14 protein-coding genes are annotated in these 14,825 nt (G+C 62.9%); 1 reads left to right on the forward strand and 13 read right to left on the reverse strand.

Annotation, left to right across the window (positions count from 1 at the left end; translation table 11 throughout):
- From BGRAMDRAFT_RS15480 to BGRAMDRAFT_RS15525, 10 genes are all read right to left on the reverse strand, one after another.
- On the reverse strand, positions 1-875 hold an 875-nt coding region (locus BGRAMDRAFT_RS15480; RefSeq protein WP_044021166.1), incomplete at its 3' end, for a 2-keto-3-deoxygluconate permease.
- A 434-nt stretch (positions 876-1,309) separates the two neighbouring features.
- Positions 1,310-1,936, reverse strand: coding sequence for a DAK2 domain-containing protein (locus BGRAMDRAFT_RS15485; RefSeq protein ID WP_006049722.1), 627 nt, complete (start codon positions 1,934-1,936; stop codon positions 1,310-1,312).
- Between the two features lie 12 nt (positions 1,937-1,948).
- A complete protein-coding gene (locus BGRAMDRAFT_RS15490; protein ID WP_006049723.1) occupies positions 1,949-2,959 on the reverse strand; it encodes a dihydroxyacetone kinase subunit DhaK in 1,011 nt (336 codons plus the stop codon).
- Between the two features lie 48 nt (positions 2,960-3,007).
- On the reverse strand, positions 3,008-4,009 hold the full coding sequence (locus BGRAMDRAFT_RS15495; protein ID WP_006049724.1) for an ABC transporter permease: 1,002 nt from the start codon (positions 4,007-4,009) through the stop codon (positions 3,008-3,010).
- On the reverse strand, positions 4,006-5,541 hold the full coding sequence (locus tag BGRAMDRAFT_RS15500; RefSeq protein ID WP_006049725.1) for a sugar ABC transporter ATP-binding protein: 1,536 nt from the start codon (positions 5,539-5,541) through the stop codon (positions 4,006-4,008). Before BGRAMDRAFT_RS15500 ends, BGRAMDRAFT_RS15495 begins: the two co-directional genes overlap by 4 nt.
- Positions 5,542-5,603: 62 nt before the next feature.
- Positions 5,604-6,713, reverse strand: coding sequence for a sugar ABC transporter substrate-binding protein (locus BGRAMDRAFT_RS15505; protein WP_006049726.1), 1,110 nt, complete (start codon positions 6,711-6,713; stop codon positions 5,604-5,606).
- 64 nt (positions 6,714-6,777) lie between these two features.
- Positions 6,778-7,449, reverse strand: coding sequence for a class II aldolase/adducin family protein (locus BGRAMDRAFT_RS15510; RefSeq protein ID WP_006049727.1), 672 nt, complete (start codon positions 7,447-7,449; stop codon positions 6,778-6,780).
- Positions 7,446-8,525: an S-methyl-5-thioribose-1-phosphate isomerase gene (gene mtnA, locus BGRAMDRAFT_RS15515; RefSeq protein WP_006049728.1), complete on the reverse strand. Its 1,080-nt coding sequence runs from the start codon at positions 8,523-8,525 to the stop codon at positions 7,446-7,448. The genes BGRAMDRAFT_RS15510 and mtnA overlap by 4 nt, the downstream gene beginning before the upstream one ends.
- A 16-nt stretch (positions 8,526-8,541) precedes the next feature.
- A complete protein-coding gene (gene mtnK / locus BGRAMDRAFT_RS15520) occupies positions 8,542-9,810 on the reverse strand; it encodes an S-methyl-5-thioribose kinase (protein WP_006049729.1) in 1,269 nt (422 codons plus the stop codon).
- 49 nt (positions 9,811-9,859) lie between these two features.
- Positions 9,860-10,555, reverse strand: a complete 696-nt coding sequence (locus tag BGRAMDRAFT_RS15525; RefSeq protein WP_006049730.1) for a GntR family transcriptional regulator — start codon at positions 10,553-10,555, stop codon at positions 9,860-9,862.
- A 360-nt stretch (positions 10,556-10,915) separates the two neighbouring features.
- Between BGRAMDRAFT_RS15525 and BGRAMDRAFT_RS15530 the strand changes: the two genes are divergently transcribed.
- Entirely contained in the window at positions 10,916-11,680 is a 765-nt protein-coding gene (locus tag BGRAMDRAFT_RS15530; protein ID WP_006049731.1) for a Crp/Fnr family transcriptional regulator, read from the forward strand.
- Here the strand turns inward: BGRAMDRAFT_RS15530 and BGRAMDRAFT_RS15535 are convergent.
- From BGRAMDRAFT_RS15535 to BGRAMDRAFT_RS15545, 3 genes are read right to left on the reverse strand one after another with little or no spacing between them, the layout of a single operon-like run.
- Complete coding sequence (locus BGRAMDRAFT_RS15535) at positions 11,655-12,311, reverse strand: aspartate/glutamate racemase family protein (protein ID WP_006049732.1); 657 nt, start codon at positions 12,309-12,311, stop codon at positions 11,655-11,657. The two genes, BGRAMDRAFT_RS15530 and BGRAMDRAFT_RS15535, sit on opposite strands and share 26 nt — an antisense overlap.
- 30 nt (positions 12,312-12,341) lie before the next feature.
- A complete protein-coding gene (locus tag BGRAMDRAFT_RS15540; protein ID WP_006049733.1) occupies positions 12,342-13,859 on the reverse strand; it encodes a sugar ABC transporter ATP-binding protein in 1,518 nt (505 codons plus the stop codon).
- Positions 13,859-14,800 (reverse strand): sugar-binding protein, encoded by a 942-nt coding sequence (locus BGRAMDRAFT_RS15545; protein WP_006049734.1) that lies wholly within the window; start codon positions 14,798-14,800, stop codon positions 13,859-13,861. Before BGRAMDRAFT_RS15545 ends, BGRAMDRAFT_RS15540 begins: the two co-directional genes overlap by 1 nt.
- Positions 14,801-14,825 lie beyond the last annotated feature (25 nt).

Here is a 14,825-nt window from a genome sequence, read left to right on the forward strand (position 1 = left end):
AGCAGCGTCGCGCTTTTCGCTGCTTCCGCGTAGACCGGGTTGGCCGCGGCGATCAGCGCGGGCACGGCGGCCGCATTACCTGCCGTATTCGCCGCGGCGGTGCCCGCGACTCCCGTGCCGCCCGTCAGACGGTCGGCGAGATAGAGCGGAATGCCGGTAACGATCACGACGGCGATGCCAAGACCAATGCCGAGCACGCCGGCCTGCCATACCTTATGCAGGTCCAGACTGGCCCCGAGCGCCAGCGCGAAAAAAGGAATCATGACCGGGACAGCTTTGCCGAGAAACGCCCGCATTTCGCGGTCCAGATTGCCGAGCAGCATGCCGAAAACAAGCGGCAATATGCTGCCGACGAGCGTGGGCCACGGAAACGCGGACAGGCCGGCGACGCCCAGCGTGACCATCGTCAGGAACGGTCCCGATTCGAGCGACATGATGGTGTACGCGCCGACGTCCTCGGAACGGCCGTACTGGCCCATCAACGCCATGTAGAGCCCGCCGTTGGTGTCGTTCATCGCCGCGACCACGGCAAGAGTCGACAGGCCGGCGAACAGCCCGGACGAAATCGGCTGTTCACCGAGGAAATGGCCCATCACGACGCCCACGACGATTGCCGCGCCGACCTTGGTGACAAACAGCGCCCCGCCCTTTTTGAGCAGATAGGGGGTCGCTTTGACATCGATGCTCGCGCCCATGCAGACGTAGAACACCGCGAGAATCGGCAGCGCGCCAGTGAAAAGCGCATTCGTGAACGAGCCGAAAAACTTCGGCATGCCCGGCAGAAAGGTCGCGACGAGCGCGCCTAACAGCAGGGGGACGATCATCATGCCGCCGGGTACGCGTTCGATGCCGCGCTTGATGTTTATTTGGGCCATGCCAGTCTCCGCTCTGATTGGGTTTTGATCGGATCGGTCACTTTTTTGATTGAAACGATCATGTCCAAGTGTACTGCGGTCGGCAGACTTGCGCAAATCGCTCATTTTTATGATCGATGTGATCAAAACGGCACAGTGGGAATTAAGGAGTCTGGGCGGTGGCGTCTCGCTAATCATGCGCGCCACGCGTTCGAACGCGGGCAAGCCGCCAGCAAAGCGCAGGCGCGCATGCTCCGCGTAGGGTCGACACGCGGGAGGCAGCGTGGACTAGCTATGGACGTGCGGGGGCATGAGCTTCGGTTACCAGGGAGGGCGATAACCTGCGGACGCGGCGACAGGCGACACTTATCGCCGCGTCCGCGAATGCTTTTTCCGGCGCGGGCAGCGCGGCTGCGAACCCGCCCGCTCCGTCAATCAACGTGCTCTCTGTCGCCCTAGGCAGCAAACGCCGTGCGCAGCGCCTCCAGAAAGCGCACGTAAGCGGTCGCACCGGGGTCCGCATGGCCGATGCTCCGTTCCTGCACCCAGGCGGCACGGCCTTTTCGCGACTGCATCGAGGCCGTGGCGGCGACTTGCGCCTGCGCTGTCGCGATCATCGCGTCGAGCAGTTCGACGGCGCTGCCTTCCGATGCCTCCAGGGTGTCGAGGCTCGGAACAAGCGCATCGAGCACAGTCTTGTCGCCGACCTGACTCTTGCCGCGCTCGACGATGCGAGCCGCCACCGCGCGCCCGATCGTCAGCGCGTCGGCGCGCCCGGCGCTCTGTACCCCGGCCGTCGCCTTGGCAGCAGCAAGCAGGCCGCCGCCCACGAGCGCCGCGAACGTTGACGGGTTGGCGGTCGAGAACGCCTTGCCGGCAGCCAGCAGCACATCCGCAACCGATGCTTCGTCGGGCAGTGCGGAAAGCGCCTTCACCACCGCTGCCGATCCTGCGCGTACCGTGATGCCGAGATCGCCGTCGCCCAATGCCGCGTCGAGTTCGCGCAGTTCGTCGGCGTGGGCCGGCAGCGCGTTCAGTGCGCGCGTCAGAACCTCACGCATTTCCTTGCTGGATACAGTCATTGCCGGACCTCTTCAGGATGCCGTGCCGTCGCGGAAGAACGGCGAATTCGCCGGCGCTTCGAGCAGCGCCTGAAGCTCGTCGTCGAGCAGCATCACCGTAATGGATGCGCCCGCCATCTCGAGGCTCGTCACGTATTCGCCGACATAGGAGCGCGCTACCTTCAGGCCGCGATCCGCGATCAGGCGCGCCGACCGTCGATAGAGCAGATACAGCTCTTCTAGTGGCGTCGCGCCGAGGCCGTTGACGAGCAATGCCACGCGTGAGCCTTTCTCCGCGTCGAGGTCGTCGAGAATTTCGCGCGTGATGCGCTCCGCAATGGCATCCGCGGATTCGAGCTTGCCGCGGTGCGTGCCGGGCTCGCCATGAATACCGATACCGATCTCCATCTCGCCTTCAGGCAGCGTGAAGGTCGGCTTGCCGGCGGCGGGCAGGATCGTCGGCGACAGGCCGACGCCCATGGTGCGGCAACTGGCGTTCGCCTTGCCGCAGATGCGCGCCACGTCGTCGAGCGAATCGCCGCGCTCCGCTGCCGCTCCCGCGCATTTGAACGCGAACAGCATGCCCGCCACGCCGCGCCGGTCCGCGGCGCGTTCTTTCGGTGCGGAAGCGACGTCGTCGGTCAGCACCACTGTCTGAATTTCGATGCCCTCCGGCTCGGCCAGATCGGCGGCGAGATCGAAGTTCAGCACGTCGCCGCCGTAGTTTCCATAGACGTAGAGCACGCCGGCGCCGCCGTTCACAGCCTTGGTGGCCTCCAGAATCTGCTCGGCGGACGGCGACGAAAACACGTTGCCCACCGCGACGCCGCTGCACAAACCCTCGCCCACGTAGCCGAGAAAGCCGGGCAGATGACCCGAACCGCCGCCCGTCACGATGCCCACGCGCCCCTCTTTCGGCGCGTCCTTGCGGACCAGCGCCCGCTTGTCGGCCGTTGCGCTTTTGATCCACGCCGGATGGGCGGCAAGCAGCCCTTCGATAATCTCGTCGACGAAGACATCCGGTTCATTGATGATTTTCTTCACGTGCTGCTCCTCCGGTTTTGGGGTGCTTTCACAGATGCAATAAGGCGCTTACTGCTTGCGCCGCTGACTGAGCGCATCCAGCAGGACCGCCGCGAAGATGACGCCGCCCTGTATGAACTGCGTCCAGAACGGATTGACGCCGAGCAGCGACAATCCCACATTGATCACGCCGATCAGCACGACGCCGATAAACGTTCCGACAATCGACCCGCGCCCGCCGGCAAGCGACGTCCCGCCAATCACGACCGCCGCGATGACCTGCAACTCCAGCCCGTTGGCCGCCGAAGGCAGCGCGGAATTGAGCCGCCCCGCCAGCACGATCCCGGCAATCGCGGCCGTCACGCCGGCCAGCATGTAAGTGAGGAACACGACGCGATGCACGGGGATGCCCGCAAGACGCGCGGCTTCCTGATTGCCACCCACTGCGAACACCTGATGGCCGAATGTCGTCTTGCGCAACAACACATGGCCGATGGCGAAGATCACCAGCATGACGATCATCGGCATGGGCAGGCCCGCGACCGTCTTCGCGCCGAACGCGGTGAAGGCATTCGGGAAATCGAATTTGGTGCGGCCGTCCGAAATGGCGAGCGTGAGGCCGCGCGCCATCGCCATCATCGCGAGCGTGACGATGAAGGGCACGAGCCGCAGCCACGCCACCGCGAGGCCGTTCAACGCTCCCGCGGCTGCGCCGACCGCGAGCGCCACGCATAGCCCAGCAATGCCGAGGCCGACCGCGCCCGGCGTGGACCCCGCCATCACAGTCGCGGCGACCATGCCGGTCAACGCGACGAGCGAGCCGACCGAAAGATCGATCCCCGACGTGATGATCACGAAGGTCCCGCCCACCGCCGCTATGCCGACCACCGACACCTGCACCATGATGTTGGTCAGCGTGCTGGTCGTCAGAAACTCGGGCGATGCGATCGACAACGCGATGCAGATCAGCACGAGCGCCGCGAACAGTGGCCCGATTCCGCTCCTCAGTTGGCGAATCACGCGGCGCGACAGCGCCTCCGTATCCGCGCGGTTGGCTGCCGTGGAGGTCATGCGCCTGCTCCTGTTGTAGCCCATTGAATGACAGCTTCGGAATGCGCGTTGTCGCGCGCAATTTCCGTCACGATGCTGCCGCGATACATCACGAGCACGCGATCCGACATGCCGAGCAGTTCCGGCAATTCGGAGCTCACCATGACGACCGCGGCGCCCGCGCGCGCCATCGACACCATATGCGCGTAGATTTCCGTCTTCGCCCCTACGTCGATGCCGCGCGTCGGCTCGTCGAGCATGATCACAACGGGTTGTGTTGCGGTAGCGCGCCCGAGAATCACCTTCTGCTGGTTGCCCCCGGACAGCGTGCCCGTGACCTGCAGGACCGACGACGAACGCACGTTAAAGCGCGTGCTGGCGTCGCGTGCCAGTTTCCGCTTTCTGGCGCGGCTGACGAATCCGCCCGTGGCGAGCGCCTTCAGACTGGACAGCGCGATGTTTTCCTCGATGCTGGCATCGAGCACGAGCCCCTCTAGCTTGCGATCCTCGGACGTATAGACGAGGCCATGACGCACGCCTTCGGTCGGCGAATGATTCGAGATCTTCCTGCCCTTGACGCGTATCTCGCCGGCCGTCGCAGGCAGCGCGCCGAAGATGGTTTTCAGCAGTTCGGTGCGCCCCGCGCCCGCGATTCCCGCTATGCCGACAATCTCGCCCGCGCGCACCTTGAAGCTCGCATTGCGCAGCAGCGGCGCACTGGCGAGATCACGCACCTCGAGCACGACATCGCCGTACTCGCGCGGCTCCCACGGATAGAACGACTCGAGATTGCGCGCGACCATCGCCTGCACGAGTTCGGCTTCGGTCCATTGCGACATGGGACGCGCGCCGACAGTCGCGCCGTCGCGCATCACGACCGCCGAATCGGCCAGCTCGAACACCTCTTCGAGATGATGCGAAATGAAGATGATGCCCATGCCCGCCGCCCGCAGCCTGCGCACCACAGCGTACAGATTGACGATGTCCTGGCTTTGCAGCGCCGCGGTCGGTTCGTCCATCACGAGAATGCGCGCATCGCGCGTAATGGCTTTCGCGACTTCGACCAGTTGGCGCTTGTTGAGCGGCAAATCGCCGAGGCGCATCCACGGCGGCACATCGTCGAGGCCCACGCGCGCGAGCGCCGCCCGCGCGAGACGATTGGCTTCGCGCTGCATGAGGAAACCTTTGCGCGCCGGCATGCGGCCGAGAAACAGGTTTTCCGCCACCGTCATGTCGTTGATCAGCGAGAGTTCCTGATAGATCACGGCGACGCCTGCGTCGATGGCCGCATGAGTGCCGCGCGCCAGCGGCACGCCGTCTATTTCGATCGTGCCTTCGTCGGGCTCATACGCGCCCGACAGCGTTTTGACGAGTGACGACTTGCCCGCGCCGTTTTCGCCGACGATCGCCATCACATGCCCGGCCTGCAATTCGAGACTCACGCCGCGTAACGCCTTCACGCCCGGAAAACTTTTGACGATGCCCTGCATGCGCAGCAGCGGCACAGGTGTCTCGACGGGCACGCGCTCCCGTTCTTCGGCTTGCACTGTCATGTCGCCTCATTCCGTTTGCGGGCTGCGCGCACTGTCCGCTGCAACGCAGCCCGCGACCCGTCTTACTGTTTGACTTCCTCGGACCACAGCCCATATTTCTTCGTCGCATCCGAATCGATATTGGACTTGTCGATCAGCAGGGTCGGCCACGCATAGTTCGCCGGTACGTCCTTTTTCGCGGTGTAATCCGCGACGAATTGCAGCGACTTGGCGGCCATCTGAATCGGGTTCTGCGAAATGGTCGCGTCCTGCTTGCCCGCGCGAATCGCCGACAGTGCCTGCGCCGTGCCGTCCGCGCCGATCACGAGAATGTGCTGCTTGTCGTCGAGCGGCTTGTAGCGGCCCGCATTGTCGATGGCCTTTTCCGCGCCGACGGTGTTGTCGTCGTTAGCACCGAACACCGCGTCGATCTGAGGGTATTTCTGCAGGATATTGGTCATCGCGTTGAGCGACTTCTCCTGATCGAATGCGCCTTCCTGACGCGCGACCACCTTGATGTCGGGATACTTCGCGATCTCGTCGCTAAAGCCCTTCTCGCGATCGGTGGCGGCCGTCGTGCCGACGAGCCCGATGAGGTCGACCACGTTGCCTTTCGCCGAGCCGTAACGCTTCGTCAACTGGTCGGCGATCCATTTGGCGGCCGTCTGCCCTAGCGCAACGTTATCGGATGCAACAAAAGACGTGACCTTGCCGCCATCCGAACCACGATCCAGCGTGAACACCGGAATGTTCATCGCATTGGCTTTTTCGACAGCGGGAATGATGGCCTTCGAATCGATCGGATTGAGTACCAGTGCTGTCACGCCCTGGCTCAGAAGATTGATGGCGTCGTTGACCTGCTGCTGCGCGTCGCCGTTCGCATTGGTCTGCACGAGATCGAAGCCTTGCTCCTTGGCGCCCTTCTCCACGCCCGCCTTGAGGCCGACAAAGAACGCATTGTTGAGCGTAGAGACCGAGAAGCCGATCTTCGTCTTGCCGCCCGCTGCGTTCGCCACGGGCGCGCTCGCCGGCGCGCTCGCGGCTTCACTCGCGCTGCCGGTCGAGCTGCTGCTGGTCGAACTGTTGTCGCTTTTCGAACACCCGGCAAGCGCGGCTGCCGCACACAGCAACACCGCGCAGGTCGATTTACCCAATACGTCCCATCCGTCGAATCTTGCTGAACTCCAGGCCATAGCTGTCTCCGTTGTAGGATTTCTTCACTGCGATGCGAACGACCACTTCCTTCAAGCAAGCGTGCTAATGCTTGGCTTCCTTGCGCCTGCCATACGTCTTGAACTTTTCCAGCACCTCGTCCATCTGCTCACCCGACAGAAGCGGCGGCGCTCCGAGCTGACAGGCGAGCAGATACTGCCTTGCCAGCACTTCCACTTCGTGCGCGAGCCAGACGGCGCGCGCCAGATCGACACCCAGCGCGACCACGCCATGATGCGCAAGCAGGCACGCGCGGCGGTCTTGCAACGCCGCGAGCGCATGGTCCGAAAGCAACTGTGTGCCGAACAGCGCGTACGGCGCGCAGCGAATCGAATCGCCGCCTGCTGCCCCCACCATGTAATGCAGCGCCGGAATGTCGCGTCCATGAATTGCCATCGCCGTGGCCGCGATCGAATGCGTATGCACGACCGCATGCATCTCCTGCCGCGCGCGAAGAATGTCGCGATGAATGCGCCATTCGGACGACGGACGCTTTTCGCGCAGCACGTCCGCGTCGTCGGCCACGTCGAGCGATAGCCACACGATGCTGTCTTCGCGCAGCTCGCGCGCCGGCACGCCGCTCGGGGTGATCAGAAAACCATCGCCGAGGCGCGCGCTCACGTTTCCCGAGGTGCCCTGGTTGATGCCGAGCCGTTCCATCTCGAGCGAGGTCTCGACGATGTCCCGGCGCAACGCGCGCTCCGTTGCCGCACTCATGCCGCGTTCCCTGCCGCCGGAAAGAGACTGCCGAGCGATCGTTCGAACGGCGCCCTCACGATGCCGCGTTCAGTAATGAAACCCGTGACGAGTTCTTGCGGCGTGACATCGAATGCGGGATTGCGGACCTTGATGCCCGGCGCCGCCGTGCGTTGTCCCGCGATATGCGTGACCTCTTCGTCGCAACGCTCCTCGATTTCGATCTGCGCGCCGCTCGGCGTGCGAAAGTCCAGCGTCGACGACGGGCACGCCACGTAGAACGGTATGCCGTAATGCTTCGCTGCAATGGCAACCCCGAGCGTGCCGATCTTGTTGGCAAAGTCGCCGTTGGCCGCCACGCGGTCGGTGCCGACGATCACCAGATCCACGAGTCCCTGCGACATGATCGAAGCGGCTGCGCTGTCCATGATCAGCGTCACGTCGACGCCCGCCTGCTGCAATTCGAACGCGGTGAGACGCGCGCCTTGCAGCAGCGGCCGCGTTTCGTCCGCGAATACCTTGAAGGTCACGCCTTCGCGATGCGCTGCGTAAATCGGCGCGGTTGCAGTGCCGAGGCCCGTCGTGGCAAGCGCCCCCGCGTTGCAATGTGTGAGCACGCCGCTGCCCTGTCCGATGAGCGGCATGCCATGACGGCCGATGCCTTCGCACAGCGCCTGGTCCTCCGCGTGGATCTGCTGCGCCTCGTCGACGAGCGCATCGTAAAGCGCAGCGGTATCGCTTGCGCCGCACGTGAGCACACGTTGCAGCATGCGTCTGAGGCTCCAGCTCAGATTGACGGCAGTGGGACGCGCGGTGTCGAGCCAGCGTGCGCGCCGTTCGAGTTCCGCCCGAAACTGCGCGAGCGGCAATGCGCGGGCATCCTGAACAGCGACGCATAGTCCATACGCCGCCGCGACGCCGATGGCCGGCGCGCCGCGCACCCGCAATTCGTGAATGGCTCGCCACACTGCGGCTGCATCGGCGACATGCTCCACGACGATCTCATGCGGCAGGCGAGTCTGATCGAGCAGCAGAAGATCGCCGTCGCGCCATTCGATCGTAGGGGCCAGCGCGGGGAACAGGGACTGCGCAACCATGAAAGCTCCGTGTGCGTTAAACGTGTACAGGCGTCTCGCGGCGAATCTCGCGCGCGAGCATGGCGACCTGCTCGATGTCGGTGAGCGTCTCGCGTTCGACGAGCAAGGCTTCGGCGCAGCGCAGGCAACGCACTTCGATTCGCGCCCGCGCCTGCGCATCCGGTATGCGCGTGATGTCGGCGACCTTCGCCATGCCGACGATGCGGCGGATCATCTTGCAGCCGGCAAAACCGAGCGTATCGGCAAGCAGGCGGCGCATGAAATGCGCGCAATAGCCTTCGAGCGCGCGTGTCTGCCCCTGTCCGCCGATAAAGCGGCGCTCGCTGCGGCTTTCGTGATCGCGCCACAGCGCAACGAACTGCTCGCTAACGCCGTTCCATATGCCGATCACCTGAGCCAGCAGCCATTCCTCGTAAGCCGCCGGGTCGCCTCCGTCAGCACGGCCATGCCAGTCGCGCGAGAAATAGGCCAGAAGGAGATTGGCCAGCACCGCGCCGATGTCGAAACCCATCGGCCCGTAGAAAGCGAACTCCGGATCGATCACGAACGTCTCGTCCTCGTTGACCATGATCGAGCCGGTATGCAGATCGCCGTGCAGCAAGGTCTCCGCGCGGTTCATGAATGCCCACTTCATGTCGCCCGCGGCAATACGCAATGCTTCGTTCGTTCTCAAACGTTCAAGCGCGGATAGCGGCAAGGCCGGGCTATAAATATTCGACGGATGATCTTCGAAAGGAAACGTGAACACCAGATCTTCAGTGATCCTGCACAGTTCGACATTGACGGCTGCGCTCACCGCCTGCTTTTTGATGTCGGGCGCAAGGAACAGATCCGAGCCATGAAAGAGCGTCTGCGCGAGATAGGTGGACAGATGCGCCGCGAGCTTCGGATAGGTCATGCCGCTCATCAGCCCTTGCCGCAAAATGCAATGCGACGCGAGCCGTTGCATGACCATCAGAAAACGCTGGCTGTCGGCGTGATACACCTTGGGCACATGCTGCGGGCAAAGCGCGCCGAAGCGGCGCAGGGCCGCAACTTCGTGCTCCATGCGCTGACACGACAGCGGCCACGTCTTGCCGACCAGCCGCAAAAAGGGCGGAGCCTGCTTGACCACGACGCTGCGCTGCGGCGCCTTCGCATTCGTCACGAAGTACACATAATTCAGATTGCCGTCGCCGACTTCGGCGACGTCCAGATCGTCCGGCTCGCCGAGCAGCGCGCGCACCTTGGGAATGGCGCCGAGATACGCTGCGAGCTCGCTTGCGGTAAAGGCTTCAAACTCCATCGGTGCCTCCTCCGATGTTGCTTCCGGCGCTCATCGACCAAAGACGTCTTTAGCGACGCTTGCGCACCAGGTCGAACTTGAAGATGCTCGTGTTGTAGTAGTCGTTGCTATAGCAAAGCGGCTCGCCGCTCTGATCGAAATCCACTTCGTCCAGCAGCAGAAACATGCCGAAACCATCGCCCAACTCGGGCAGATCGCGCGGCGTGAGAATAGTGGGCTGTATCGACGTGTGCGTATGCGACAAACGCCGGCCAGTCCGCGCGAACATGCCGAATAGCGATTCGCCCAACTCGCCCTGCGCCTCGTCGAAAAGCGTTTTCGGAATCGTGTCGATGCAGTAAGCGGCAATTGCATCGTCGGCGCGGCGCACCCGTTCGATGCGGATGCAACTGTCGCCCGGCGCGATTCCAAGCTTCTCGGCAAGACTCTCCGATGCGGCAATGCTGTCCATCTGAATACGGCTCGTGGAAGGTACGGCGCCCACGCTCCTGATCATGTCAGTTACAGACATCAGATCATCGAGGCCGCCTTGCAGCTTCAACGAAATTTGTCTGATGAAGGTGCCGCGCCCCTGAATCCGTGACAGCAGTCCATGCGAGATCATTTGCGCCACTGCTTCGCGCAAACTCGAACGGCCGACGCCAAGCAGTTCGCAGAGCTCCAGTTCAGTAGGAATCTGGTCACCCGGCTTGAGCTTGCGCTCACGAATCATGGTCAGCAGCGACTCCTGGATCTTGTCGCTCATCGATCGCTCTACGCTCAGGCGCATGTTGTCTCTCGCTCGTCACTGCGCCCAATATACATCAGACATCTGATGTTTTTGTAGGGAGTTTCCCTTGGTTTTTTCTCGCGTCTACCGCCCTTCACGAGCCGCGAATTGCGTCGCACGCGCAGCAAGTCCAGACGCTCATCCTTGTCGATGCACGCTTCTCGCCGCGCTGCGTTGCGCAAAATCCGGCTTGCGCGGCGATGCCTTGCAAAGTACTGAACGCGCTGTGCCGAGCGCGTTTTTATGGTCGATGTGTAGAATGAATCGCACAACGCCGCGCTATTACAAACGCCTGAATGGGCGCTGCATTCGCAAGGCAAATTTAAGGAGACGACAATGTGGTTTGTCGGCAAGAGCGAACTGCTCTCTTTGATCGAATGTCATTGCCTCGACGAGGTCATGCCTGCCTTTAGCGACCATCGCACGCTGCGTAAGAACGCCGTGATCTATCGGCCGGACGAATCGAGCGAGCACGTGTACCTGCTCAAGAGCGGCAGCGTAAGGCTCTACCGTCTGACCGAGGACGGCCAGGAAATCACGCTTGCGTTCGTGAAGGCGGGCATGATTTTCGGCGACGGCGACGTGCTCAACGAAGAGAACTATTCCCATCACGCGCAGGCGCTGACGCCAAGCATGGTCTGCTATATCCGCAAGGCCGATTTCAAGGAACTGCTCGCGCGTTACGACGTCATCAATCAGTTCGTGCTGCGCAATCACTATCTGCGCTGGCAGGAAGCACAGCAGTTGATCGAGAATCTCTCGCTGCACGATGTCAGAAAGCGGCTCGTCAATATCCTCGTCATGTTCGCGGGCCAGGTGGGTGCGGCCCACGAGCACCCGGAGCACGGCGATACCATCCTGATCGACTTGCCGATCGCACAGGACAAGCTCGCGGAATTCATCGGCACGTCGCGCGAATCCGTCAACCGGCACTTCAGCGACCTGAAGGCGGAAGGCTTCGTCGACATGCACGAGCGCAAGATCGTGCTGACGCCTGCGTTCGTCACGCGCTACATCACCAGGGCGCCCAGCTTTACGGCCGTGCCGGCAAGCGCAAGCCAGGCGCCGCGCGAGTTCAGAGCGCCGCTAATGCGCGCTTGACCGACGCCACGCCGCTCTGCGGACTCGACAGCACCGGCACCGGGAGCGAGCCGAGCGACGGCACGAGGCGCGCCATCGAGACTTGCGCGAGCACGATCACATCCACCTGTCCGGCAAGCTCGATAATCGCGCGCTTGAGGATGTCGTCGTGCTTCGCGGCGTCGCCAGCAAGCAGCGCTTCGAATGCGCCTTGCGCGATGCATTCCGTCACCTCGATCTCAACGCCGCGCTCGACAGCCTTCCTGCGAATGAGGCGCACCGTGGGCTCCAGCGTCGTGGACACGGTAGCGACCACGCCGACCCGCGGTCCCAGCGCGCAGGCCTCGTCAGCCATCGCTTCGTCCACCTTGACGATTGGCGTGCGGATCATGCCGCGCAGCAGATCGGTCGCCTCGCCCACCGATGAGCACGCGTTGAGAATGATGTCCGCGCCGAGCGCTTCCGCATTCGCCATATAGCTATAAAGGCGGCGCGTTACTTCGGGGGTCAGGTGTCCCGCCGAACGCACATCGGCAAGCAGGCTGTCGTCGACGATATTGACGACCCGCGCATCGGCTAATTGCGCGGCGAATTGCGCCTTGAGCGGGTCGACCGTGACTGGGCCGGTATGTATAACGACGATCGTGGTCATGTTCGTGTCCGTTACTTCGTTGAATGATTTTCAGGCGGTGGCGAGTGCCATCACCTTTTCCTGCGATGCTTCCGCCCTGCTCAATTCGCCGCTAATGCAGCCTTCCCGCACCGTCAGAATCCGGTCGCTCACGGCAAGTACTTCGAGAAGATCGGAAGAGATGACGATCACGCCAATGCCCTCGGCCGCGAGCCTCGCAATCAGCGCGTGCACCTCCGCCTTGGCTCCCACGTCGATCCCGCGCGTGGGCTCGTCGACGATCAGCACTTTCGGGCTGCGCGCGACCCACTTGGCGATCACGATCTTCTGCTGATTGCCGCCGCTCAGGTTGACGACCTTCTGCTCCACGCCCGGCGTCTTGATGCCCAGCATGCGCACGAAATGCTGACAGCTCTCGCGTTCACGCGCATGCTGGACGAACTGGCACGGCGAATAGCGCTCGAGATGCGTGAGGCTGAAATTCTCGCGCACGCTCATGCCGAGCACGAGCCCCTGGGCCTTGCGGTCTTCGGTAACGAAGCCCATGCCGGCTCTGATTGCATCGTGGGGATTGCGGATCTCCACCGGCTTGCCGTCGATCCTGATCGATCCCGTGCATGCCCGCATGCCGAAGATCATTTCCATTATTTCGGTGCGCCCGGAACCGACGAGGCCGGCAATGCCAAGCACTTCGCCGCGATGCAGCGTGAAGCTCACGTCGCGAATGCGGGGCGCCGCCCCTCTGACCGGTTTGAGCGACAGCGCCTGCACTTCGAGCACGGCCTCCCCGCTCGCATGAGAATCCGGCTCGCCGTAGAGTTCGCTCAACTCGCGCGCCACCATCATGCGCACGAGTGTCTCGCGGGTCATCTCGGCAATCGGCGCCGTGCCGACCGTGCGTCCGTCGCGCAGCACGGTCACGCGATCCGCGAGTTCGAAGATTTCCTCAAGACGATGCGAGATATACACCACGGCGATGTTCCGTTCGCGCAAGCGCTTGACTATCCCCAGCAGTATGCCCGTTTCGTGATGACTGAGCGACGCTGTCGGCTCGTCCATGATGATGGCCCTGGACTGCGCGCACAATGCCTTGGCGATCTCGATCATCTGCTGCTGTCCGACACTCAGTTCGCTGACGCGCGTGGCGGGATCGATATCCATGTCGATGGTGGCCAGCACCTCGCGCGCCTCGCGATACATGCGCGGACGGTCGATCAGCCCGAGCCGCGTGCGCGGTTCCCTCGCGAGAAAGATGTTCTCGCCGACGGTGAGATTGCCCACGACCGCCAGTTCCTGGTAAATGATGTTCACGCCGAGCGCGCGAGCGTGATGGCTGTCGGCCAGCGTGACTTCCTGCCCTTCGATGAGAATCGTGCCGCCTGCGTCGGGCGCATAGATACCGGTGAGTATCTTCATCAACGTGCTTTTGCCGGCGCCGTTCTCGCCGGCAAGCGCGAGCACTTCGCCCGCGCGGATCTCGAGATTCACGCGATCGAGCGCCTTGACGCCGGGGAAGGTTCTGGAGATGTTGCGCATCTCCAGAAACGGAACGCCTGTCACGGGGCTCATCACTTCGTATAGCTGGTCATGTTGTCCTTCGTGACCACGGTCACGCCCGTGTCGATGTCCTTCGGCTGGCCCTCCTGGCCCTGGATCTGCGCGACGAGATGGTCGACCGCGAGCGAGCCCATCGTCACCGGGCGCTGGACCATGATGCCCTGAATGTAGCCGTCCTTGAGACCTTTGAGCGTGTCCGGAAGATCGTCGAAGGCAAGCACTTCGAGCTTGCCCTTCATCGCGCCGAATTCCCGCGTGTTGAGCACTTTCGCGACCGCCGGCCCGCCGACCTGGCTCACGCCGAAAATGCCCTTGAGGTTCGGATGCGCGCGCAGCGTGGTTTCGACGACCGACACGCCGCGCGCCAGGTCGTCGTCGGTGCCTTGCGTCTCGACCACCTTGATGCCCGGATACTTCGCCAGGCCCTTCTTGATGCCGGCAATGCGTTCGTTCAGATTGACCGCGCCGAGCTGCCCCGTGATGATCGCGACTTCACCCTGACCATTGAGCGCCTTGCCCATCGTTTCGGCCATGGTGGCGCCCGCCTGTTCGTTGTTCGTGCCGATGTACATCGACCGGCCGCTTTTCGGCGAATCCGAATCGTACGTCAGCACCTTGATGCCGCTTTGCTCCGCGCGCTTCATCACGCTCTCGACCGACTTCGGCTCATTGACAGATATCGCAATGCCATCCACGTGCCTTGAAATCAGATCTTCGATGATCTGTACCTGCGTGGAGCCCTGGGTGTTTTGCGGCACCACCCATTGGTATTTCACGCCGGCTTTGTCGGCCGCCGTTTTCGCACCCTTGTTGCAGTCGTCGAAGAACGGCACGGCGACTTTGGGAATGACGGCTACCGAAATATCTTTTGCGTCTTTCGCGTGAGCCGTTGTGCCGACCGATGCGGCCAGCGCGACTAATGCGCCCGCCGTAATGCGTTGCGTGAGTTTCATGCGTGTCTCCTGATGTTATGTTCGC

Origin of the sequence: Paraburkholderia graminis C4D1M (assembly GCF_000172415.1) — a bacterium.
GTDB lineage: Bacteria > Pseudomonadota > Gammaproteobacteria > Burkholderiales > Burkholderiaceae > Paraburkholderia > Paraburkholderia graminis.

Excerpts from the sequence above, each read along its gene's own strand:
- BGRAMDRAFT_RS15485 (WP_006049722.1), bottom strand. The coding sequence starts at position 1,936 with ATGACTGTATCCAGCAAGGAAATGCGTGAGGTTCTGACGCGCGCACTG.
- BGRAMDRAFT_RS15495 (WP_006049724.1), bottom strand. The coding sequence starts at position 4,009 with ATGACCTCCACGGCAGCCAACCGCGCGGATACGGAGGCGCTGTCGCGC.
- BGRAMDRAFT_RS15500 (WP_006049725.1), bottom strand. The coding sequence starts at position 5,541 with ATGACAGTGCAAGCCGAAGAACGGGAGCGCGTGCCCGTCGAGACACCT.
- BGRAMDRAFT_RS15505 (WP_006049726.1), bottom strand. The coding sequence starts at position 6,713 with ATGGCCTGGAGTTCAGCAAGATTCGACGGATGGGACGTATTGGGTAAA.
- BGRAMDRAFT_RS15510 (WP_006049727.1), bottom strand. The coding sequence starts at position 7,449 with ATGAGTGCGGCAACGGAGCGCGCGTTGCGCCGGGACATCGTCGAGACC.
- mtnA (WP_006049728.1), bottom strand. The coding sequence starts at position 8,525 with ATGGTTGCGCAGTCCCTGTTCCCCGCGCTGGCCCCTACGATCGAATGG.
- mtnK (WP_006049729.1), bottom strand. The coding sequence starts at position 9,810 with ATGGAGTTTGAAGCCTTTACCGCAAGCGAGCTCGCAGCGTATCTCGGC.
- BGRAMDRAFT_RS15525 (WP_006049730.1), bottom strand. The coding sequence starts at position 10,555 with ATGAGCGACAAGATCCAGGAGTCGCTGCTGACCATGATTCGTGAGCGC.
- BGRAMDRAFT_RS15530 (WP_006049731.1), top strand. The coding sequence starts at position 10,916 with ATGTGGTTTGTCGGCAAGAGCGAACTGCTCTCTTTGATCGAATGTCAT.
- BGRAMDRAFT_RS15535 (WP_006049732.1), bottom strand. The coding sequence starts at position 12,311 with ATGACCACGATCGTCGTTATACATACCGGCCCAGTCACGGTCGACCCG.
- BGRAMDRAFT_RS15540 (WP_006049733.1), bottom strand. The coding sequence starts at position 13,859 with ATGAGCCCCGTGACAGGCGTTCCGTTTCTGGAGATGCGCAACATCTCC.
- BGRAMDRAFT_RS15545 (WP_006049734.1), bottom strand. The coding sequence starts at position 14,800 with ATGAAACTCACGCAACGCATTACGGCGGGCGCATTAGTCGCGCTGGCC.